The sequence below is a fragment of the Arthrobacter sp. R3-55 genome (assembly GCF_054161505.1).
Map to the genome: position 1 here is coordinate 852412 of NZ_CP096423.1, position 22669 is coordinate 875080.

At 62.6% G+C, this 22669-nt stretch carries 18 protein-coding genes and 1 tRNA gene; 10 read left to right on the forward strand and 9 right to left on the reverse strand.

Annotated elements, in window-relative coordinates:
• Nucleotides 1-59: 59 nt before the first annotated feature.
• Complete coding sequence (aceE, locus tag M1D51_RS04130; protein WP_458108643.1) at nucleotides 60-2822, reverse strand: pyruvate dehydrogenase (acetyl-transferring), homodimeric type; 2763 nt, start codon at nucleotides 2820-2822, stop codon at nucleotides 60-62.
• A 290-nt stretch (nucleotides 2823-3112) separates the two neighbouring features.
• Here aceE and M1D51_RS04135 point away from each other — a divergent pair, with 290 nt between their 5' ends.
• From M1D51_RS04135 to M1D51_RS04150, 4 genes are all read left to right on the forward strand, one after another.
• On the forward strand, nucleotides 3113-4678 hold the full coding sequence (locus M1D51_RS04135; protein WP_458108644.1) for an NCS1 family nucleobase:cation symporter-1: 1566 nt from the start codon (nucleotides 3113-3115) through the stop codon (nucleotides 4676-4678).
• Between the two features lie 106 nt (nucleotides 4679-4784).
• Nucleotides 4785-5567 carry an aspartate/glutamate racemase family protein gene (locus tag M1D51_RS04140; protein ID WP_458108645.1) on the forward strand — a complete coding sequence of 261 codons (783 nt, stop codon included), beginning with the start codon at nucleotides 4785-4787 and terminating at the stop codon, nucleotides 5565-5567.
• Between the two features lie 34 nt (nucleotides 5568-5601).
• Nucleotides 5602-6369, forward strand: a complete 768-nt coding sequence (locus M1D51_RS04145) for an SDR family oxidoreductase (protein ID WP_458108646.1) — start codon at nucleotides 5602-5604, stop codon at nucleotides 6367-6369.
• 275 nt (nucleotides 6370-6644) lie between these two features.
• Nucleotides 6645-8132, forward strand: a complete 1488-nt coding sequence (locus M1D51_RS04150) for a cation:dicarboxylate symporter family transporter (RefSeq protein WP_458108647.1) — start codon at nucleotides 6645-6647, stop codon at nucleotides 8130-8132.
• A 70-nt stretch (nucleotides 8133-8202) separates the two neighbouring features.
• Here M1D51_RS04150 and M1D51_RS04155 read toward each other — a convergent pair whose 3' ends face one another.
• Together M1D51_RS04155 and M1D51_RS04160 are read right to left on the reverse strand one after the other, a co-directional pair.
• Nucleotides 8203-8607 (reverse strand): sterol carrier family protein, encoded by a 405-nt coding sequence (locus M1D51_RS04155; RefSeq protein ID WP_172323549.1) that lies wholly within the window; start codon nucleotides 8605-8607, stop codon nucleotides 8203-8205.
• A gap of 21 nt (nucleotides 8608-8628) precedes the next feature.
• A complete protein-coding gene (locus M1D51_RS04160; protein ID WP_458108648.1) occupies nucleotides 8629-9645 on the reverse strand; it encodes an asparaginase in 1017 nt (338 codons plus the stop codon).
• An 81-nt stretch (nucleotides 9646-9726) separates the two neighbouring features.
• On the opposite strand from M1D51_RS04160, the gene purD reads away from it, so the two are divergent.
• Together purD and M1D51_RS04170 are read left to right on the forward strand one after the other, a co-directional pair.
• The gene (gene purD, locus M1D51_RS04165; RefSeq protein WP_458109541.1) at nucleotides 9727-11037 is read left to right on the forward strand and encodes a phosphoribosylamine--glycine ligase; all 1311 of its coding nucleotides are present in this window, start codon (nucleotides 9727-9729) and stop codon (nucleotides 11035-11037) included.
• Between the two features lie 2 nt (nucleotides 11038-11039).
• Nucleotides 11040-11978, forward strand: coding sequence for a phosphoribosylaminoimidazolesuccinocarboxamide synthase (locus M1D51_RS04170; RefSeq protein ID WP_458108649.1), 939 nt, complete (start codon nucleotides 11040-11042; stop codon nucleotides 11976-11978).
• Nucleotides 11979-12052: 74 nt separating this feature from the next.
• Here M1D51_RS04170 and M1D51_RS04175 read toward each other — a convergent pair whose 3' ends face one another.
• The gene (locus M1D51_RS04175) at nucleotides 12053-13318 is read right to left on the reverse strand and encodes a helix-turn-helix domain-containing protein (RefSeq protein ID WP_172323544.1); all 1266 of its coding nucleotides are present in this window, start codon (nucleotides 13316-13318) and stop codon (nucleotides 12053-12055) included.
• A 127-nt stretch (nucleotides 13319-13445) separates the two neighbouring features.
• Here M1D51_RS04175 and M1D51_RS04180 point away from each other — a divergent pair, with 127 nt between their 5' ends.
• Nucleotides 13446-13661, forward strand: coding sequence for a hypothetical protein (locus M1D51_RS04180; RefSeq protein ID WP_026546560.1), 216 nt, complete (start codon nucleotides 13446-13448; stop codon nucleotides 13659-13661).
• Nucleotides 13662-13781: 120 nt separating this feature from the next.
• On the opposite strand, the gene M1D51_RS04185 is transcribed toward M1D51_RS04180, so the two are convergent.
• From M1D51_RS04185 to M1D51_RS04205, 5 genes are all read right to left on the reverse strand, one after another.
• Nucleotides 13782-13858, reverse strand: a tRNA-Pro gene (locus tag M1D51_RS04185).
• Nucleotides 13859-13956: 98 nt separating this feature from the next.
• A complete protein-coding gene (locus M1D51_RS04190) occupies nucleotides 13957-15789 on the reverse strand; it encodes an ABC transporter ATP-binding protein (protein WP_458108650.1) in 1833 nt (610 codons plus the stop codon).
• Entirely contained in the window at nucleotides 15786-17585 is a 1800-nt protein-coding gene (locus M1D51_RS04195) for an ABC transporter ATP-binding protein (protein WP_458108651.1), read from the reverse strand. Before M1D51_RS04195 ends, M1D51_RS04190 begins: the two co-directional genes overlap by 4 nt.
• A 152-nt stretch (nucleotides 17586-17737) precedes the next feature.
• Nucleotides 17738-18685, reverse strand: coding sequence for a metallophosphoesterase (locus M1D51_RS04200; protein ID WP_458108652.1), 948 nt, complete (start codon nucleotides 18683-18685; stop codon nucleotides 17738-17740).
• A 2-nt stretch (nucleotides 18686-18687) separates the two neighbouring features.
• A complete protein-coding gene (locus tag M1D51_RS04205) occupies nucleotides 18688-21030 on the reverse strand; it encodes a transglycosylase domain-containing protein (protein ID WP_458108653.1) in 2343 nt (780 codons plus the stop codon).
• Here M1D51_RS04205 and M1D51_RS04210 point away from each other — a divergent pair.
• From M1D51_RS04210 to M1D51_RS04220, 3 genes are read left to right on the forward strand one after another with little or no spacing between them, the layout of a single operon-like run.
• A complete protein-coding gene (locus M1D51_RS04210) occupies nucleotides 21029-21184 on the forward strand; it encodes a DUF4177 domain-containing protein (RefSeq protein ID WP_011775990.1) in 156 nt (51 codons plus the stop codon). The genes M1D51_RS04205 and M1D51_RS04210 overlap by 2 nt on opposite strands.
• A 2-nt stretch (nucleotides 21185-21186) precedes the next feature.
• A complete protein-coding gene (locus tag M1D51_RS04215) occupies nucleotides 21187-21723 on the forward strand; it encodes a RidA family protein (protein WP_458108654.1) in 537 nt (178 codons plus the stop codon).
• A 17-nt stretch (nucleotides 21724-21740) separates the two neighbouring features.
• Nucleotides 21741-22652, forward strand: a complete 912-nt coding sequence (locus M1D51_RS04220) for an NUDIX hydrolase (protein ID WP_458108655.1) — start codon at nucleotides 21741-21743, stop codon at nucleotides 22650-22652.
• Nucleotides 22653-22669: the final 17 nt, after the last annotated feature.

A 22669-nucleotide genomic window follows, 5' to 3' on the forward strand; every position in this document is an offset into this window, starting at 1 on the left:
CACCAAGATGGCGGCAGTGTTCTTCACGAACACTGCCGCCATCTTGGTAATGCGGTTGGTTAGGCGTCGCCGCCTGCGCCGCCGGTGGTGCCGGCGTTCACATCCAACAGCTTGTAGCGGTCAATAGCGTACGACGGCGCGCCCTCCTCAACTTCGCCCCTCGCCGCCAGCAACTGGAGGGTTTTGGCGACGATGGAGTGGGTGTCGTTTTTGAAGTAGCGGCGTGCGGCTTGGCGGGTGTCGGAGAAGCCGAAGCCGTCTGCTCCGAGGGAGGCGAAGTCGTTGGGGATGAATTGGCGGATTTGGTCGGGGACGGCTTTCATGTAGTCCGAGACTGCGATGACTGGTCCGGTGGTGTTTGCGAGTTGTTCGGTGATGAATGGGGTGCGGGCGGGTTGGCCGGGGTTCAGGAAGGCGTGTTCTTCGGCGGCGAGTCCGTCGCGTCTCAGTTCGTTCCAGGAGGTCACGGACCAGACTTCGGCGGCGACTCCCCAGTCTTCGGCGAGGATCCGGGCGGCTTCCAGGGCCCAGGGTACGGAGACGCCGGAGGCGAGGATGTTCGCGGTGGGGCGGTTCCCGTCTCCGGTGGGGGCTTCGGCGAGGCGGTAGATGCCTTTGAGGAGCCCGTTGATGTCCAGGTTTTCCGGTTCCGCGGGTTGGGTGATGGGTTCGTTGTAGACGGTGAGGTAGTACATCACGTTCCGGTCTTCACCGGTGCCGTCAGTGTCGGGGCCGTACATTTCTTCGAGGCCGTGGCGGATGATGTGGCCGATTTCGTAGCCGTAGGCGGGGTCGTAGGTTTTCACGGCGGGGTTGGTGGAGGCCAGGATGGGGGAGTGTCCGTCGGCGTGTTGGAGTCCTTCGCCGGTGAGGGTGGTCCGTCCTGCGGTGGCGCCGATGATGAAGCCGCGGGTCATTTGGTCTGCTGCGGCCCAGAAGGAATCGCCGGTGCGTTGGAAGCCGAACATGGAGTAGAACACGTAGATCGGGACCAGGGGTTCGCCGTGGGTGGCGTACGCGGTGCCGGCGGCGGTGAAGGCTGCTACGGCGCCGGCTTCGTTGATGCCGGGGTGGATCAGTTGGCCGGCGGGGGATTCTTTGTAGGCCAGGACGAGGTCGCGGTCCACGGAGAGGTAGTTCTGGCCTTTGGGGTTGTAGATTTTCGCGGTCGGGAAGAACGCGTCCATGCCGAAGGTCCGGGATTCGTCCGGGACGACGGGCACGAAGCGTGCGCCGAAGTTCTTATCCCGCATCAGGTCCTTCAGGAGCCGGACGAAGGCCATGGTGGTGGCGGCTTGTTGTTTCCCGGATCCGCGTTTGGCTACGTCGTAGGACTTGGCCTCGGGCAGGGTGACTTCGGTGTGTTTGCGGCGGCGTTCGGGGACGAACCCGCCGAGCTCTGCCCGGCGTTCCATCAGGTATCGGATTTCGGGGGCGTCCATGCCGGGGTGGTAGTACGGGGGCCGGTAGAGGTCAGCGTCGAGTTGTTCATCGCTGATGGGGATGCGGAGGTGGTCACGGAAGGCTTTGAGGTCTTCCATGGTCAGTTTCTTCATCTGGTGCGTGGCGTTGCGGCCTTCGAAGTGCGGGCCCAGGCCGTAGCCCTTGACTGTTTTGGCCAGGATGACCGTGGGTTTGCCCTTGAACTCGGTTGCTGCCTTGTACGCGGCGTAGACCTTGCGGTAATCGTGGCCGCCGCGTTTGAGGCCCCAGATCTGTTCGTCGTCCAGGTCCGCGACCATGTCCTTGGTCTGCGGGGACTTGCCGAAGAAGTGTTCACGGACGAACCCGCCGGACTCGGCCTTGTAGGTCTGGTAGTCACCATCGGGGGTTTCGTTCATGATTTTCACCAACGCCCCGTCCCGGTCGTTTTCCAGGAGTGAATCCCATTCGCGGCCCCAGACGACCTTGATGACGTTCCAGCCCGCGCCGCGGAAGAACGCTTCGAGTTCCTGCATGATCTTGCCGTTGCCGCGGACCGGTCCGTCCAGGCGCTGGAGGTTGCAGTTGATCACGAAGTTCAGGTTGTCCAGGTTCTCGTTCGCGGCGAGCTGCAACAAACCACGGGACTCGGGCTCGTCCATTTCCCCGTCACCGAGGAACGCCCAGACCTGCTGGTCCGAGGTGTCTTTGATGCCACGGTTCTGCAGGTACCGGTTGGACTGGGCCTGGTAGATCGCGTTCATCGGGCCGATACCCATCGACACGGTCGGGAACTCCCAGAAATCAGGCATCAACCGCGGGTGCGGGTACGAGGACAGGGCATGGCCGGCCTTGGACTTTTCCTGACGGAACCCGTCCAAATCCTCCTCAGTCAACCGGCCTTCCATGAACGCGCGGGCGTACATGCCAGGGGAAGCGTGGCCCTGGAAAAACACCTGGTCCCCGCCGCCGGGGTGGTCCTTGCCGCGGAAGAAGTGGTTGAAGCCCACCTCGTACAGGGTCGCGGCACCGGCATAGGTGGAAATATGCCCGCCAACACCAATATCGGACCGCTGCGCACGGTGGACCATGACCGCGGCGTTCCACCGCATATACGCCCGGTACCGGCGCTCGAACTCCTCGTTCCCCGGGAACTCTGCTTCCTGGTCCACCGGGATCGTGTTCACATAATCAGTGGTCGTCACCATCGGCACACCCACCGACCTCGCGCCGGCACGCTGCAACAAACTCCGCATAATGTACTGGGCACGCTCGGTACCCTGCTCCGCGATCAACGCATCAAGGGACTCAATCCACTCCGCGGTCTCTTCCGGATCACGATCAGGCAGCTGGGCAGTCAACCCGCTGAGGATGTGTGAGGTCTCTTCTCCTGCAGCCACGTCCAACCTCTCTTCATTGAATGTCTGGGCGCTTGCTCTGTGGGGGCGCTCAAGGAATTTCGTATTGTGAGAATAAAATTCTGCAATTCGAGATTACGTCCGCTGGTGGGCAGCGTCAACACGGATTGCGTAACCGCAACAGTCAACTGGGAAACCGCTGCCCAAGCAACCGAATGTGACCCTGCATACACCATGGACCCTTGACGTTACGTGACCCGGGTCATAGAGTGCTTTCACTATTCAATAACTAGATTCCGCATTGTGGAATCAGTACGAAGTGGAGATCCACGATGCAGACGACTTCATCAGTCGGCGTCACTGAGACTCCGGGAGACAAAAACGCAGGTGGCCCCAACCACCCGGTGGTGGGCAACACCGATCTCTGCGCCATTGCTTCCGAAGCAGCAGGCCGTACCATCAGCCCCAGTCTTTACAACATCGACCTCGCACCCACCAAGGCCAAGGGCCGCAAATGGACCAGCTACAGCATCTTTACCCTCTGGGCCAATGACGTCCACAGCCTGGGTAACTATGCGTTCGCCATTGGCCTGTTCTCCCTCGGCCTGGGCGGCTGGCAAATCCTGGTAGCCCTGGGGATTGGTGCCATCCTCCTGTTCGCCCTCTTGAATTTCTCCGGGTTCATGGGTGAAAAGACCGGGGTTCCTTTCCCTGTCATGAGCCGTATCAGCTTCGGCATCAGGGGAGCCCAGATCGCCAGCCTTGTGCGCGGCGCCGTTGCCGTTGCCTGGTTTGGAATCCAGACGTATCTGGCCTCCGTGGTCCTGCGCGTGATGCTCGTGGCCATGGCTCCCGGACTCAAGGACTTGGACAGCAACTCCATCCTTGGCCTCTCAACGCTTGGCTGGCTTTCCTTTGTTGCGCTCTGGATTGTCCAGCTGGTCATCGTGAGCTTCGGCATGGAAATGATCCGTAAGTATGAAGCCTTTGCCGGTCCCATCATCCTGGTCACCATGGCTGCGATCGCCGTGTGGGTCTTCATCGAAGCCGGTGGTGCTATCCAGTGGAGCGGCATCAAGGGCCTCGAAGGTACCGAAATGTGGCTCACCATCTTTGCCGGCGGCGCCCTCTGGGTTTCCATTTACGGAACGTTCGTCCTGAACTTCTGTGACTTCACCCGTTCTTCGGCCTCCAAGAAGTCGATCGTCAAGGGCAACTTCTGGGGCATCCCCATCAACATGCTCGTCTTCGGCGCGATCGTCGTGGTTATGGCGGGCGGGCAGTACAAGATCAACGGCACGGTCATCGAGAGCCCCTCGGACATTGTGGAGAGCATCCCTAATACCCTGCTGTTGGTCCTTGCATGCCTGGCCCTGCTGATCCTGACCATCGCAGTGAACCTGATGGCCAACTTCGTGGCTCCGGTCTACGCCCTGACCAACCTCTTCCCGCGCCACCTGAACTTCCGCAAGGCGGCCTGGGTCAGCGGTACCATCGGCCTGGTCATCCTGCCGTGGAATCTGTACAACAACCCGATTGTGATCGTGTACTTCCTGGGCGGCCTCGGCGCCTTGCTCGGTCCCCTGTTCGGTGTGGTCATGGCCGACTACTGGCTGGTCCGGCGAGGCAAGGTCAATGTCCCCGAGCTCTACACCGAGGATCCCCAGGGCGCCTACTTCTACAAGCGCGGCGTGAACCCGAAGGCCATCATCGCCATGCTCCCCGCAGCAGGCCTGGCCATTGCCATCGCGTTCATTCCCGCACTGGCAGCAGCCGCCCCGTTCGCCTGGTTCATCGGAGCCGGCGTCGCAGCCTTGACCTACTTCGCTGTCGCGGACAAGAAGCAGGTCCACGAGGACGTCTCCGGCGAGCCGATCGCCGTCGCCAGCACCCACTGACTCATCAAACATCAAGGCGATCGCCCGTCCTCCCAGCCACCCGGATTCCTGCAAGCGGATCCAGGCAAGCCGGCAGGGGACGGGCATTGCCGTTGAGAGGAAACCCATGCGCATCCTTGTCGCCAACGTGAACACCACCCAGTCCATGACTGACTCCATCGCAGCCCAGGCCCGCGCCGCAGCTGCACCAGGGACCGAGATCATCGGCATCACTCCGCGCTTCGGCGCCGACTCCTGTGAGGGAAATTTCGAAAGCTACCTCGCCGCGATCGCCGTCATGGACGCCGTGGTGAACTATCCCGAACCCTTCGACGCCGTCATCCAGGCCGGTTATGGCGAGCACGGCCGCGAAGGCCTCCAGGAACTCCTGGATGTCCCGGTGGTTGATATCACTGAGGCCGCAGCCAGCACTGCGATGTTCCTGGGCCACAAGTATTCCGTGGTCACCACGCTGGACCGCGCCGTTCCGCTCATCGAGGACCGCCTCAAGCTGGCCGGCCTGGACGCACGCTGTGCTTCGGTCAGGGCCAGTGGCATGGCTGTGCTGGAACTTGAGGAATATCCGGAGCGTGCTGTTGAGGCGATCGTGGGCCAGGCGGAGCAAGCGGTCAACCAGGACAAGGCCGAGGTCATTGTCCTGGGCTGCGGCGGCATGGCGGAACTGGACGAGCAGATCCGCCGGCGCACAGGCGTCCCGGTAGTGGACGGTGTGGCGGCGGCGGTGACCATCGCTGAGTCCCTGGTCCGCCTTGGGCTGTCCACGTCCAAGGTCAGGACTTACGCCACGCCGCGCCCGAAGACTGTCATAGGCTGGCCGATAACCACCGCCCCGCCGTCAGCCGCAGCCGATCAGGCTACCGCAACCGAGCCGGCCGACGTCGTACTCTGACGCAGGCACCAGCACTTCCCCGAAAGGCAACCACATGACTGACTCACACCCGCCCACAGGCCCGAGGGTCGCCGTCGTCACCGGGGCAGGTTCGGGTATTGGCCGCGCGGTCGCCAAGCTCATGCTCGCGGAGGGTTACCGTGTTGCGTTGGCTGGTCGCCGTGAGGCGCAACTGCTGGAAACTGCGGGGGACCACCCGGACGCGTTGGCGGTTCCGTGCGACGTGACAGCGCCCGACGACGTCGCGCGCCTTTTCGCGGACGTCCGCCAACGCTGGGGCCGGGTTGATGTGCTGTTCAACAATGCCGGCATCTTTGGGCCGGCCGGCGACGTCGGTGAGATCAGCGTGGGGGAGTGGGAAGCGACGCTACGGGTCAATGTGACCGGCTCCATGTTGTGTGCGGCGGAGGCGGTGCGGACCATGAAAGCCCAAGAGCCGCAGGGTGGCCGGATCATCAACAATGGCTCCATCTCAGCGCATTCGCCCAGGCCCAGGTCCGTGGCCTATACGGTCACCAAGCACGCAATGACCGGCCTGACCAAGAGTATTGAGCTCGACGGAAGGGAATTCGGCATCACGTGCGGGCAGATCGACATCGGCAATACCCGTACCGAGATCATGGACACCATAGGCGTGGGTTCCGGGGCGCTCCAGGCCGATGGCAGCCGCAAAGTGGAGCCCATGTTCCCCGTGGACGACGCTGCCCGTGCCGTGCTGATGATGGCCAACATGCCGGCGTCCGCCAGTGTTGGTTCCTTGGTGGTGACCGCCGCCGGCATGCCTTTCGTCGGCCGCGGCTAGCGAGTTTTTGTACACATAACGCCCTCAACACCGGTGGCCTGTACCGCCACCACTCACTGTGATTCCGGAATGCCCGTGACACGCCCCTAAGGCGGTGTGTCGCGGGCATTTCTGCGCCAAAGAAGGTGGTGGAGGCGCGGCGAGAGCTCCTCCAAACCGAATGTGACTTCCACAATATGGAAACCAATTTTCCCCTTGCGGAATGGCCCGTGCGGGCCTACATTTGAAAAACCCCACAAAATGTGAGGCTGTTCACAACTGATTGGTTCAGAACAATGAAGATCCCAGACTCCGCGGCGCTGAAGGCGAGTTCGGCCCCGCAGAAGAAAAAGCGGCTGTATCAGTCGCTCTTTTTTCAAATCCTGATCGCCGTCGTCGCAGGTGTGCTCATCGGTCATTTCTGGCCGACCATTGGGTCCGCCCTTCGGCCACTGGGCGATGGATTCATCCAACTCATCAAAATGATCATTGCCCCGCTGATTTTCCTTGTGATCGTCACGGGCATTTCGGCAGTGGGCGACGTCAAAGCGGTCGGAAGGGTCGGGGTCAAAGCGCTCCTGTACTTCACCGGCGCCACTCTTTTCGCCCTCGTCTTCGGGCTCATCGTAGGAAACATCGTTCAGCCTGGTGCTGGCCTTAATATCGACCCCGCTACGCTCTCCCAGGATGCACTCAACGCCAAGACAGGCAACGCGCCTCCCAAGGACGCCGCAGCGTTCATCCTGGACGTCATTCCCGTCAGCGTGATCGGTGCTTTTGCCAACAACAGCCTGCTCCAGGTGCTGTTCTTCTCCGTCTTCTTCGGCGCAGCCATTGTGGTCATCGGCCGCGAACGGTGCCTCCCCGTCATCAGCCTCATGGAGACCGTCCTGGAGCTGATCTTCAAGATCATGTCCTGGATCATGAAAGTGGCTCCCATCGGTGCGTTCGGTGCCATGGCCTTCATCATCGGCCAGTACGGACTGGGCACGCTGAGCACTTATGCCCTCCTGATAGCCGCCTGCTACGGAGCCGCGATCATCTTCATCGGCCTGCTGTTCCTGGTGGCTTGGGGCTTTGCCCGGGTTCCGCTGTGGGCGTTCCTGAAGTACACCCGCGAGGAATTCCTGCTGGCCCTCGGAACTGCTTCCACGGAAGCTGTGATGCCGCGCATCATGACCAAGCTGACCAACGCCGGCTGCTCCCGTGCAACCACGGGCCTGGTGGTTCCCACGGGTTACTCCTTCAACCTGGACGGCGCCGCGATTTACCTGTCCATCTCACTGTTGTTCCTGGCGCAGGCCTTCGGCCACAACCTTGACCTTGGCCAGCAGCTGGCTGCCTTGGGCGTGCTGCTCCTGACCTCCAAGGGCATGGCCGGAGTGCCGGGTTCGTCCTTCCTGGCGCTCTCCGCCACAGCCGCCGCGCTCGGCATCTTCCCCGTAGCCGGCGTCGCGCTCCTCCTCGGAGCCGACCGCCTGATGGACTCCATGCGCGTGGTGGTGAACCTCCTAGGCAACTGCGTAGCAACGTTCGTGGTAGCCAAGTGGGAAGGCCAGTTTGACCGTAGCGTCATGCTCCGGGCCTTCAACGGCGAGATCACCAACCACGATTCCGCCATCATGCTCGGCAAGGAAGAAGTCTTCGAGGAGCAGGAGCTCGAACGCATCAGCGGTGGCCAGGAGCCCTCGCCGAAGTTCCGCGGCGGCCCGGCTGCAGAGGACATCCCGCAGTTCGAAATGAGCAAGAAGGGGCAATCAACCACCCCGGTCTGCCCGGACTAAACCGGATACTTTTTGTACAGCTGATGCCCTTAAGACACGGTCTTAGGGGCATTAGCTGTACAAAAACTCCTTAGAGGGGGAGCAGTTCCGAGAGGTCCGCACGCAGACCGGAGGCGGCGAGCCTGTGGTTCGAAACCGCGTCAGCCCAGGAGAGGCGGCCGGTGACCAGCGAAAGCCACGTGTCGGCGTCGCACTCGATCACGTTCGGCGGAGTACCGCGCGTGTGGCGCGGCCCCTCCACGCACTGGGTGACGCCGAACGGCGGCACCCGCACTTCCACTGAATTGCCGGGCGCGCGGGCGGTGACTTCCTCCAGGGAGTAGCGGACCGCCGTCGCAATGAGAGTGCGCGACGGCGGCGCCCCGGGAACGCTGCCCGGCTCACCGTTACTGCCGGAAGGCTCGACGGCGGCTTGCCAGGCTGCCAGCGCGGCGCGGCCCTCGTCGATGTTGACGCGGCGTCGTGCAACTGCCATGGGTGTTTCTCCTCCGAAGTACTAGTCGAGCAGGGCCGAGACAGCGTGGCCCAACCTGATCTTGCCCACCGTGCGTCCGCCTCCGAGGATGGGCTCAACTACGCGTTCAAGGACGTTCGAGACCGCGGGGATGTCCACAGCGCCACTCACTGCCAGGAGCGTCAGACCTACCAGGGTGGTGGCGCGGAGGTTCCCGTCCAGCATCTTTACGGCCACCGTGGCGCCCGTGGGGGTGGCCAGGACCAGGACGCCTTCGGCACCGATCTTTGCCAGGACCTCAAGCTCTTCCATGACGATCGTGTTGGACTCACCCTTGCCTTGCACGGCCCAGGGGTAGTCGAGCATGGACGTGGCGATGGTGGCGGCACGGGCGTTGGACGTTTTGTCCCCCGGAGACTTGGCCAAGCGGGAGTACGCACGGGCCAGGCCGGTCAGTGACACGGCGGCAACGGGTGCGCCGCAGCCATCGATCCCCAAGTGGGAAATGGTTTCGCCGGTGTATTCCTCAACGACAGAACGGACCCGCTGCTGAAGCGGGTGGTTCGGCTCAAGGTAGCTGCGGAGGTCCCAGCTGTTTTCCGTACACGCCCACAGGAACGCAGCGTGCTTGCCGGAGCAATTGAAAGCCAGCTTGGACTCGCCACGCTCCGAGCGGACCAGCCAGTTGCGGGCGGTCTCATCCTGCGGCCACGCTGTGGGGCATTGGAGGTTCTCTTCCTTCACGCCCGCCGCTTTGAGCATTCCCTCCACCACGTCCATGTGGTCAAGGGAACCGGTGTGGCTGCCACAGGCAACGGCAACCTGGGCGCCGCGCAAGGGCACGCCCGACTGCATGGAGGCCAGGGCCTGGAAGGGCTTAAGGGTGGAACGGGCCAGGATGGGGGCATCGATGTCACCAAGACGGGTGACCACCGAGCCGTCACCGGCAAGAACAACGGCCGCGCCGATGTGCCGGGACTCAATAAAGCCACTTCGTTCGATCACTGCCAGTTCCACCGCAGACTCAACGTTGAACGTTTCATGCGAACTCATGGGCATATGCCAAGTCTAGGGCGCAGCTGGGTCCGAGGAGTGACACAGCTTAGGCCGCGCGCCCTTCACAAAGTACCCTTGAGGACTGTGAAGGTACTCGTCATTGGCCCAGGCGGCCGCGAACACGCCATTGTCCGCTCTCTGCTTGAAGATCCCAACGTTTCCGAGGTCCACGCGGCCCCGGGCAACGCGGGCATCAGCAAACTCGTTCCCACCCATGCGATTGACGGGAACGACCCGGAAGCCGTGTCCGCCCTCGCCACCAAGCTGGCAGTGGACCTGGTTGTTGTAGGACCCGAGGCGCCGCTGGCTGCCGGTGTGTCCGACGCCGTCCGTGAAGCCGGCATTCCGGTCTTCGGTCCCAGCAAGGAAGCTGCCCAGCTGGAGGCTTCCAAGGCCTTCGCCAAGCAGATCATGGCCGAAGCCAACGTGCCCACGGCCATGGCCCGCGTTGCCACCAACGCCGAGGAAGCCGCCGACGCCCTGGACACTTTCGGTGCCCCGCACGTGGTCAAGGATGACGGCCTGGCAGCCGGCAAGGGCGTGGTGGTCACCAAGGACCGCGCGGAGGCCCTGGCCCATGCCCAGGCGTGCTTCGACGCCGGTGGAACCGTGGTGATCGAGGAATTCCTTGACGGCCCCGAGGTTTCCCTGTTCGTCCTCTGCGACGGCCGCACCACTGTTCCGCTTTCACCGGCACAGGATTTCAAGCGCATCTTCGACAACGACGAAGGCCCCAACACCGGTGGCATGGGCGCTTACACCCCGCTTGAATGGGCCCCCGAGGGCCTGGTCCAGGAAGTCATCGACCGCGTCGCCCAGCCCACAGTGGATGAGATGGCCCGCCGCGGCACTCCCTTCGTGGGCGTGCTGTACTGCGGCCTCGCCCTAACGTCCCGCGGCACCCGCGTCATCGAGTTCAACGTCCGCTTCGGCGACCCCGAGACCCAGGCCGTCCTGGCCCGCCTCAAGACCCCGCTCGGTGCGCTGCTGCTGGCAGCTGCCAAGGGAGAACTGGACACCGCAGAAGAGCTGCGCTGGTCCAAGGACACGGCAGTCGCCGTCGTCGTCGCCGCCGAAAACTACCCGGACGCTCCCCGCACCGGCGATCGCATCCGCGGCCTGAAGAAGGTGGACGAGCTGGACGGTGTCCACGTGGTCCACGCCGGCACCAAGCTGGACGATGAAGGCAAGGTGGTCTCCGCCGGCGGACGCGTCCTGGCGGTTGTGGCTCTCGGTTCCGATCTGGTGGAGGCCCGCGAAAAGGCGTACGACGGCGTGGAGCTGGTTCAGCTTGAAGGCTCACAGTTCCGCACGGACATCGGAGGCAAGGCCGCCCGCGGCGAAATCCGCGTGCCGTACACCGCTACCGGCACCATTCCGAAAGTGCAGGCCTGAGCATGACTGATTCTCTTCCCACCGGCGGTTTCGAGACCGAGACCCTGGATCTTCCGGGCTGGACCCACGTCTATTCCGGCAAGGTCCGCGACCTCTACGTTCCGGCAGACGAGGCCATCACGGAGAAGATCGGCCAGGAGTGCGTGCTGGTTGTGGCCAGCGACCGCATCAGCGCCTACGATCACGTGCTGAGCAGCGAGATCCCGGACAAGGGCCGTGTCCTGACGCAGCTGAGCCTGTGGTGGTTCGACCAGCTGGAGGTTGAGCACCACGTGCTGGCCTCCACGGTGGAGGGTGGCGTACCTGCTGCCGTCGAGGGCCGGGCCATGATCTGCAAGAAGCTGGATATGTTCCCGGTGGAGTGCATTGCCCGCGGGTACCTCACTGGCTCCGGCCTGGTGGAGTACAAGGAACACGGCACGGTCTGCGAGATCCCGCTCCCCGAGGGCCTGGTGGACGGTTCCCGCCTGGACAAGGCCTTGTTCACGCCGTCGGCCAAGGCCGAGGTGGGCGAGCATGACGTCAACATCACCTACGACGACGTCGTAGCCATGGTGGGCGACGATATTGCTGCCCGCCTGAGCGAGCTAACGCTGAGGATCTACACCCGCGCTGAGGAGATCGCCCGTGAACGCGGCATCATCCTGGCCGACACCAAGGTGGAGTTCGGCATCGACGCAGCAACAGGCATCATCACCCTGGGCGACGAAGTCCTCACCCCGGATTCTTCACGCTTCTGGGACGCGTCCACGTACGCGCCGGGCAAGTCGCAGCCGTCCTATGACAAGCAGTATGTCCGCGACTGGCTGACGTCCGCCGAGTCCGGCTGGGACAAGTCCTCTGACACTCCGCCACCGGCACTGCCCGCTGAGGTAGTGGAGCGCACCCGTGCCCGCTACGTCGAGGCATACGAGAAACTGACGGGCCGCACCTTCGCCTAGAAGCACCCAACTGAGTCGCAGTTAAGGGCGTTTTGACCCCTCAAAACGCGCTTAACTGCGACTTACCTGGTTAATCAGGCTTGCGAGTGTTCTTTCGCCGCGCGACGCTCGGCGAGGCGGATCTCCAGCACTGCGTCCATGGCTTGCTGCACCCGATCAGAGGCCCCTGCGGCGCTGAAGTCATGCTGGGCCTCCTCGAGGAACTGGAGTGCTTCCGAGGCTTCGCCGGCTGCTTTCAGCGACTTGCCCAACAACAGGGAGACTTCACCGGCAGTGTGCCTGGCCAGGACCTTGCGGTCTGCGTGGATTTCGCGGAGCTTCCCGACGGCGGCCGGAATGTCACCGGTCAGGTACAGCCAGCGTGCGCGGATGAAGGCGACCTCCAACTGATCCGTCGTGTTTCCGCCCACAATGGACAACGCGAGTTCGGCACGTTCAATGGCGGAGAGGGTTTCCGGTTCCACGATGCCGGAGGAAAGCCGGACCGCCGCCGATGCCTTGTTGAACCTGGCCCACAGCTCAATGTCATTGGCGGGGGAGAGGAGCTTGGCTGCGCGCTCGTGGTGCTTGATGCCCTCCACGTAGTCGTGGCGCATGAAGGCGACGTTGCCCACCACCCAGGCAACCTCGCCTGCGAGCTGGGACATGGAGTGCTCGTCCATGTGCTCGATCATGGCAAGGCAGTACTCCCAGGCCTCATCCAGCTTGCCGCTCTCGGCCAACGCGCCGATCAGCGCGCGGTGCGCACCGATGATGAGCGTGGATCCTTTGGGAAGCTGCTCGCTGAGCTTGACGGCTCGCTTGGCATGCTCGACGGCGGTGGCCAGCTGACCTTGTCCGTGACACACTGCGGCAAGCATCTGCCAGGCGCGGACTCCAAGGCCGGCGGATTCCGTGGCCATGGGGTGCTCCAGAAGGTGCTCAACAATTTGCTGGCACTCCTTCAGCTGTCCTTGTTTCATGACGCACTCAGCCTGCATGTACGTCATGTTCCACCAAGCGCTGTTGTTCTTGGCCTCGAGGGCGATCTGCGCAGCGGTGGCGGCGTGGCTGGCGGCGAGTTGGTAGTCGCGCAGATCCCAGGCCTGCCGGGCATACAGGCCGGCCAGGACGTACTCAGCGTCGCTTACGGAAACGGGTTGGCTCCACGCTTCCAAGGCCTTTGGCGCGAGTTCCAGCCTACGGGCCAGCTCTTCGATAACCTCGGCCGTTGGCTCGCGGCGGCCGGTCTCCAGCAGCGAAATGTAGCTGGGCGAATACAGGTTTTTGCCGAGCTCGGCCTGCGTCAACCCACGTTCGAGCCGTTCGGCACGTAGCTTCTCGCCGAATCCGTTTCCCACGGGTCCCTCCTACAGGCGTCTTTTGACCTAAACCTTGACAGTCTCTGTGGAAAACATTTTACAATGTATGTCAACAGGGACCGTGCAATTTCCGTAACGAATCCGACTCGCATTGGGGTACAACATCATGTTCAAGAAAATCATCGCTTCAGTGGCCGTGGCGGGCGCACTGACGTTCGCGGTTGCGGCTCCCGGTGTAGTCTCTGCTGCTCCCGCAGCAGATTCCAGCACAGTAAGTGCCATTGGTAACTGGCCGGACCCGATGCGCGTGGCAGCGCCGACCAAGTCAACGGACACCACGTACACGCCGATGTCCATTGGCAACTGGCCCGACCCTATGTAAAGCAATTGTAGTTAAAGAAACCCCGGGGCGTGACGAGCGATGCCCCGGGGTTTCTTTTTGCTCATTTGCAAGGTCAAGGGAACACAAAAGAGGGCCTTCCAATGGAAGACCCTCTTTTTTTGGTCGGGATGACAGGATTTGAACCTGCGACCTCTTCGTCCCGAACGAAGCGCGCTACCAAGCTGCGCTACATCCCGATCCGCTGCGAAAGCAACTGTTCAAGAATAGCCGAAACGTCCCGTGATGCGAAATCGAGGAGCCGGTGCCCCTTGTCACAGCCACGAGGCAGCGGAGGCTACACCAGCGAGTCCCGCCACGCCCCATGCAGTTGGGCAAACCGCCCGCCTCCACTGATCAGCTCGGCGGGTGTTCCGTCTTCCACAATGCGGCCGTCATGGACCACCAGAACCCTGTCGGCCGTCTCTACAGTGGAGAGCCGGTGGGCGATGATGATTGCTGTCCTGGCCCCTCTGCCACCGGCCACTCCTTCCAGCAGGTTGGACAGTCCTTGCTGGACCATGCGCTCGGAAGGAATGTCCAGGGAGGAGGTTGCCTCATCAAGGATCAGCACGGCCGGTGCGGCAAGGAAGGCGCGGGCGAAACCGATGAGCTGCCGTTGCCCGGAGGACACCCGGCCACCCCTCTTGTTGACGTCCGTGTCATAGCCCTCGGGGAGGCTCATGATGAACTCGTGGGCTCCCACCGCTGCAGCGGCCGCTTCAATCTCAGCCCGCGACGCTTCCGGCCGGCCCAGTGCGATGTTGTCCGCCACGGAGCCGCTGAACAGGAATGCTTCCTGCGTCACCATCACCACGGCGCGGCGGAGGTCGGTGGTGGACAGGTCCCTGAGGTCCACGCCGTCCAGCGTGATTGCGCCGGAGGTGACGTCGTAGAAGCGGGCCACGAGCTTAGCCAACGTTGACTTCCCCGCACCCGTTTGGCCCACCAGAGCAACGGTTTGCCCTGCCGGTATGTGCAGGTCCAGCTGAGGAACAACAACCTTGCCATCGTTGTAGCCAAACTCCACGGCCTTGAAGTCGATTTCGCCGCGGGAGCTCTTCAGCGCCACGGGGTTTTTGGGCGGGCGGACGGTAGGAACTTCCTCAAGGAGTCCGGACACCTTTTCCAGCGCGGCCTGTGCGCTCTGGAAGGAGTTGTAGAACATGGCCATCTGGTCCACGGGTTGGAAGAAGCGTTTGGTGGACAGGATCAGTGCCAGCAGCACGCCGACAGCCAAGTCACCACTGAGCACCCGGAAACCACCCAACAGCAGGACCACGGCCACGCAGACGTTGCCGATTAGCACCAGGCCAGGCTGGAAGATGCCGTTCAGGTTGATGGAGCGGACCGTGTTCTTGCGGTAATCCTCAGCCAGTTCCCCGTAACGGGAGGCATTCTCGCGCTCTTTGCGGAAAGCCTTCACCGCGCGGATGCCGGTCATGGTCTCCACGAAGTGGACGATCAAGCGGGCTGAGACCACCCGGGATTCACGGAACGCGATTTGCGAGTGCTTCTGGTACCAGCGGGCCAGGAAGAACATGGGCACGCCGGCCGCGAGGACGATCAGTCCACTGCGCCAGTCAAGGGCAAAGATGGTGAAGGCGGTGAACACCATGAACAGCATGCCCGAGGCCAACGAACTGACGCCTGAGTCCAAGAGTTCCCGGAGAGCTTCGAGATCCGAGGTCTGACGGGCAATGATGCGCCCGGACGTGTATTTCTCGTGGAACTCAAGGCTCAACCGTTGTGTGTGCCGGAAAACCCTTAGTCGAAGATCCAGCAGCATGGCTTGGCTCAACCGGGCAGTCGACGTCACGTACAGCGCCGTCATTCCAGCTGTGGCAATCGCAGCTGCCAGATAGAGGGAACCAGCAAGTACCAAGGGACCGTTGTCACCCGTCTGCAGTGCAGGGAGGGCGTTGTCGATCCCGAACGCGATGAGCGCAGGTCCGGCAACCCGGGTGAGCTGCGAGACCACCACCATCACGATCGTCAGCCAGAAACGCAACCGTACCGGGCGGATGAGCGAGGCAAGCAAGGTGAGCGACCGGCGTCGTACGGCTTTGCTGTCTGCTTTGGTGAGGAGCGTGTTGTCCTCGTTGGCGGTTCCAAACGTTGCGGCAGTCACCGGCGGGCCTCCTCAGCTTCTTCGAGCTCGTCCAGTTCGGTGTCCAGGTCCTTGGGACCGGCGTCCAGGCTGGCAATGACGTAGCGGTAGTGATCGTTTTCGGCCAACAGTTCCGTATGGGTCCCGACGGCGGTGATGGTTCCGTTTTCGAGCAAGGCCACCCGATCGGCCAGTGCCACCGTGGAAGGGCGGTGCGCGACGATCAACGTGGTGGTGTCGCGGAGTACCTGGCGCAGCCGGGCCTCAACCCGTTCCTCGGTGTTCACATCCAAGGCCGACAACGGATCATCCAGCACCAGGACCTTTGGCTTGGCCGCGATGGCCCGGGCCAGTGCAATGCGCTGGCGCTGGCCGCCGGAGAGGCTCAACCCCTCTTCGCCGATCAGCGTGTCCACGCCATCGGGCAATGAGTAGGCAAACTGGGCCTGTGCCACGTCCAAGGCTTCGTCCAAGGCAGCGTCGCTGGGATCGGGAGCGCCGAGGAGCACGTTGTCCCGCACGGAGCTGGAGAACAGCGTGGTGTCCTCGAAAGCTACGGCCACTATCCTGCGAAGTTCCTCAACGTCGTAATCACGGACATCAACGCCGTCGATCGTCACTGCACCTTCGGTGACGTCATACAGGCGGGGGACCAGTTGGAGCATGGCGCTCTTGCCGCTGCCGGTGATGCCCACCAGGGCCATGGTCTCGCCGGGACGGATATCCAGGGTGAGGTCGTGCAAAAGCGAGCCGCCGTCGTCGAACCCGAACCCCGCGTGCTCAAAGCGCAAGGCGCCCTTTACTGTCTCCGGTACCGCGGCCTGGTCCGGCGAAGTGATGGTGTTCTCCGTGTCCATGACCTCGAAGTGGCGGTCCAGGGCGGTCTTCGCGGTCAGGGCCATGGCAAGGAGCATGCCCGAAAATTCCACCGGTGTGGCCACTACTGCAGCCGTGGCGAAGAATGCCACCAACGCGCCGATGCTGAGTTCTCCACTGGCGGCCAGCATGATTCCCACCACCAGCCCAACGCCCAGAGCCAGCTCCGGAAGCAGCGTGACCACCAGCGTGAAACCGGCTTGCTGCTTGGCTTTCGCGATCTCCGTCTGGCGAAGTTCCTCGGCCTGCCCATTGAAGTTCTCCAGCGCCTCGCGACTCCGGCCAAAGGCCTTCAGGACGCGGATGCCGTGGACGGATTCCTCAACGGTGGTGGCGAGGTCGCCAGCTTGGTCCTGGCTGAGGCGGGTGACCAGGCTGAAGCGGCGGCGGAAGCGGAAGGAATTGATCATGATCGGCACTGCCGCGCCCAGGAAGATCAGCGCCAGCTGCCAGCTCATGGAGAACATCACGCCGACGCCGATGATCACCGTCAGTGTGGTGACCACCAGCATGATCGCGCCGAACGCCATCCAACGGCGCAGGAAGCTCAGGTCCGTCATGGCCCGGGAGAGCAGTTGGCCCGAGCCCCAGCGATCGTGGAACGCCACGGTGAGCTCTTGCAGGTGACCGTACAGGGTCACCCGCATCCTGGTCTCAACCGTCGTGGCCGGGTTGATGACGAACTGCCGGCGCAAAGCCACCAGTCCCGCTTCAGCAACACCCAACGCAAGAATCACGATGGCGGCAATCCAGACTGCGTCCGTGGAACCGCCGGGCTGCAAGGAGTTGTTGACGAGGACGCGCAGGACCTGCGGAATCGTCAACGCAACAATGCTCGCGAGCAAGGCGCAGATCAGGCCCATGAAAAGGCGGGGGAGGATGGGCCGCACATAGGGGTACAGGCGGCCGACGGAGGTGAAAAATGACGTTTGCTTGGACATGCCCGCTTCTCAACAGCTGGATCTTCAGATGGTGCGGAGGTAGTTTCCCGTAGCAACTACCCTATGCCATGGCGTGATTCGTTTCACAGGAGAACGCAACGTCGGTGAAATGTTTGACCCAGTTATTGAGGATCGTAATGATCCCTCTACGTTTAGCTGCGTGCCGTGAGGGTGAGCAGGACTGCCTCCGGGCGGCAGGCGATGCGGACCGGGGCGAAGCGCGAGGTTCCGATGCCGCCGGAGACGTTCACCGGCGTCGTGAATTCATTGCTTTCCCAGTCGTGGAGGCCCTTGGCGCGCCACGTAGGGAGGTCGCAGTTGGAGACCAAAGCGCCGTAGCCGGGGATGCAGATCTGACCGCCATGCGTGTGGCCGGCAAGGATCAGGTCAGCTCCGGCCTCGGTGAAGTGGTCCAGCACGCGCTGGTACGGAGCGTGGATGACGCCCACCTTCAGGTGGGGGCGCGCATCCTGGTTGACGGTGCCGCGGGGCCAGCCTGCGTACCGTTCGCGTTTGAGATGGGGATCGTCCACTCCCGAGAAATCAAAGCGGAGTCCGTTCAGGACCACCGACTGGGCACGGTTGGTCAGATCGATCCAACCACCCATTCCGAACGCGGAGCGAAGCCTCGGCCAATCGAGCTTGACGGGGTCTTTCTTGTGCCTCGAGGGTCCGCGGAAGTAGCCGGCAGGATTCTTGATCCTTGGCGCGTAGTAGTCGTTGGACCCGGGAACGAACACCCCGGGGAACTCCAAGAGCGGACGTAGAGCCCGGATCAGGGGATCTATGGCCTTCGCATGGCTCAGGTTGTCGCCTGTATTGACCACGAGGTCGGGCTTCAGCTCAGCCAGGGACTCAAGCCACTGGGCCTTCTTGTCCTGGCCCGGGACGAAGTGGATGTCACTGAGGTGCAGGATCCGGAACGGCGCCGCACCCTCTGGAAGGATCGGCAAAGTTTCCTGGCGGACCTCGAACTGGTCCTTCTCCCACCAGCCGTAGGCAGCTGCTGCCGCGCCGGCTGTTGCACCGAGGGCTGTAGTGACGGCGAAACCGCGCCCGACGGTGCGGACGCGGTTTGCCAGTGAATCACGGAAGGACACGATTAGTCCTTATCGTTGTTGCCGTTGCCGTTATTGCCATTGTTTCCGTTGCCGCCGTTTCCGTTGTTGGAGGGCGGGGCGGGGTTCGGATTGGACGGCGCAGGCGTGGTGTTGCGCTGCGGGGCCGCCGTGCCCAGCAGGTTGGACGGCGGCGCTGGGAAGGGGTTGGTGCCGTAGGCAGGAGCCACCGACAACATGTAGTTGGTGAACTGCGGACCGGCAATCATGTAACCGTCAATGGCCTCGTAGAACTTACCGTTGACGGTCAGATTGCGTCCGGGGCGGAGCTGATTGTCCAGCGGGTCGCCGAACCAGGAAGCCGTGGCCAGGCCGGTGGTGTAACCAACAACCCAGGTGGAGCCATTGGAGTCGTTGGTGCCAGTCTTGGCGGCCACCGGGAAATTGCCCTTCGTGGAAAGTGACGGGCGGATCAGCGAACCAGATCCTGCGTTGAGCACTTCCTGCATGGCGTACGCAACGCCCCGGGCGACGGCGGGCTCAACGGCGTTTTTGCAGTTGGATGACTGGGCAGGCAATTCAGCGCCCGACTGGTCCTTGACAGATGTGATGGCAATCGGCTCACAGTACTTTCCGTCAGCAGCGAAGGTCGCAAATGCAGCCGCCATGGTCAGGGGTGCAGTCTGTGTGGCGCCGATCAGGTTGGACAAGGTAGTCATCGTGACCTTGGGGTTCGGATCGGTAACCTTACCCGTTTCATCACGGGTCGGGAGCCCCCCATGGATGCCCGTGGCATCAACAATGCCTTGAATCCCGCAGAGGTCCACCTGAGCTGCCGAAGCAAACGTCGCGGTGTTGATGGAGTTCATGAGGCCGTAAAGGACGGTCATGTTGCGGTAGTAACCCTCGTCCGAGTTCTGGAGGTCAAAACTGCCCGGGACGCTCTTGTCATAGAAACCGTTCACCGGTGTGGGACACGTGTTCCGCCAAGGGAAGTTTTGTTGATACGTTCGTCGCGAAGCGTTGACGTTCTGGTTCATCGACTTGCCCTCGTTCAGCCACTGGGCGAACGTGAAGGGTTTCATGGTCGAGCCAGGCTGGAAGCCACCGATGCCGTTGAGGTCATTGCCGTTGGCGTCCAGGACGTCAACGTTGAAGTTCTGTGTCTGATCGAACTTGCCCTCTTGAGGCAGCCAGACAGTGTTCTGGGCCATGCTGACGATCTGGCCCGTACCCGGCTGTACAGAGGTGATGGACGCGCCCCACTTATCCGGGTTGGCGCCGGCCGTGGCATCAACCTGCTGCTGGGCCACGCTCTGGGCTGTCGGATCGAGGGTGGTCTGGATGGTGAGGCCACCACGCTGGACGCGCTTGACGCGCTCTTCGGTGGTGTCGCCATACGCCGGGTTGTTGAAGAGCAGGTGAAGCACGTAGTCGCAGAAATACGGCGCCATGGTGGCGTACGCGCAACCCTGGCGGGCCGGGGTGACCTTGGTGGTGACCGGGGTAGCAACGGCTTCGTCGTACTCGGCCTGCGTGATCTTGCCCTGGTTCACCATGGCGGCGAGTACGAGGTCGCGGCGCTTCTGGGCGTTGTCCGGGTTCGCGATGGGATCGAAGGCCGAGGGGCTGTTCACGAGGCCGGCCAGCAGGGCGGCCTGCGGAAGCGTCAGGTCCTTCGCGGAGGTGCTGAAGAAGAACTTGGAGGCGGCTTCAATGCCGTAGGCGTCACGGTTGAAGAAGACGATGTTGAGGTAGCCCTCAAGGATCTGCTCTTTGGAGAACTTCTTCTCCAACGCGATGGCGAGCTTCATTTCGCGCAGTTTGTCGCCCACGCCCTTGCCGCCACCGTTGAGCTTGACGTCTTCTTCACGGTCGGACGCCACCAGGGACTCATTGATGACGTTGTTCACGTACTGCTGCGTGATGGTGGACGCGCCCTGCTTGTTGCCGCGGGCGGTGCTGACGATGGCTCGCATGATGCCCGTGGTGTCGATGCCGCCGTGCTCATAGAAACGGCTGTCTTCAATCGCGATGACAGCGTCCTTGATGAACGGGCTCATCGAATCCAGCGGAACCTTGGTCCTGTTCTCCGCATAGATCGAGGCGATCGGCGTACCGTCCTTCGCCAGGATCGTGGTGTTCTGGCTGGGCGGATCCACTTGGAGCTCCGCCGGCAGAGTGTCAAAGAACTGAATTGAACCACTGGCGGCACTGCCCGAAACGGCGGCTGCGGGGACCAAAAGGCCCGCCACCAGGACGCCACAAATAGCGCTCACACCGAGGAAACCTAGAATCTTTCCGAGGGTGGTGGCAGTGTCGAATAGTGGGTTCTTGCGAGTCACCATGTTTTCCACTTTACCGGCAAGGGCTAGGCTTTCTGTCATGACCAAATGGGAGTACGCCACGATTCCGCTCATTATCCACGCTACGAAGCAGATCCTGGACCAGTGGGGCGAGGACGGCTGGGAGCTTGTCCAGGTTGTCGGTGGCCCCGATGGCAAAGGCCTTGTTGCATACCTGAAGAGGGAGAAGCAGTAACCATGACCACCCCCGCAGAAACCACGTCTCCCGCGGAATCCGGCGCCCCCACGTCTGCTGTTGAGCAGCGTCTTGCCGAGCTCGGATTGACCCTCCCTGAGGTCGCCGCGCCCGTTGCCGACTACGTGCCGGCCATCATCTCCGGCAACTACGTTTACACGTCCGGGCAGCTGCCCTTTATTAACGGCAAACTCGAAGCTAAGGGCAAGGTATCCCTCGGAGAGTTGGGCACGTCCGACGAGCCCACCGTGGATCCCGACGACGCCAAGCGCTACGCCGCGATCTGCGCCATCAACGCACTTGCCGCCGTCAAGAGCGTCATCGGCGATCTTGACCGCGTCACCCGCATCGTCAAGGTGGTTGGCTTCGTAGCTTCCGAGTCCACCTTCACCGGGCAGCCCGGCGTCATCAATGGTGCCTCCGAACTTCTGGGCCAGGTCTTCGGCGACGCCGGCAAGCACGCACGCTCCGCCGTCGGCGTTTCTGTCTTGCCGCTCGACTCTCCTGTTGAAGTCGAGCTCATTGCTGAATTCAGCTAAGGAACCGGTTCACCCAATTGCCGCAGCTTGCCCGCCGCCTGTTTGTACTGCCTCCCGAACTCGAAGGGGCAGCCCGAAACTGGCTTGAGCTCGGCGAGCGGACCCCCAGGGCCGCCCGCTACGCATCGTCCGTTGTGCTCTTGCGCGACTCGCCCACCGGTTTGGAGACCTGGCTTGGTTACAGGCCAGGATCCTCGCCGTTGGGCGTTGTCGCGTTCCCGGGCGGTTCCCTGGACGCATCTGACGACGATCCCGTCGGGTGGGTAGGCCCCACGCCCCAGCAGTGGGCTGAGCACATGGGAACGGACGACGTCGGACTCGCCCGCCGCCATGTGGTGGGAGCCATCCGCGAACTCTTCGAAGAAACAGGCGTGCTGCTCGCCGGACCGGATGCTTCCTCCACCGTTGAGGCCACATCAACGCTGGACTGGATGAGGGCCCGGGAAGCCGTGGCCGCACAGGAAAAGTCCTTCACGGAGATGCTCTCCAAGCGTGGGCTCTCGCTCCGCACTGATCTGCTCAAACCCCTGGTGAACTGGCTGAGCCCGGACTTCGCGCATGCCCGGTTCAACACGAGGTACTTTGCCGCAACAGTTCCCGTGAACCAGCAGCCCAGCATCCTGGAGAGCAAGGGCGTGTGGGGTCGCTGGGTGACTGCGGCCGAAGCGATCGCACTCCGCGACACCCCGGCGCTCGGTGACGAGATTGGCCAGTCGAATACTGTGGGCCTCACCCTCGGCCAGCTCCTGGTCCCCGGCTCCGAGATCATGCTCGAGAAAATGGCGGCCTCCAACGGTTGCATCGCCTACCTGAGCTACAAACGCAAAGCGCATGTGTACCAGGCCAAACTCGTGGACGAAGGCGGAATCCTGATGCTCGAGGTCGAAGCTGCCCGTACGATCGCCGGAGAACCCCAGCGCGAGCGTTAGCCGCACGCTCTTTCACG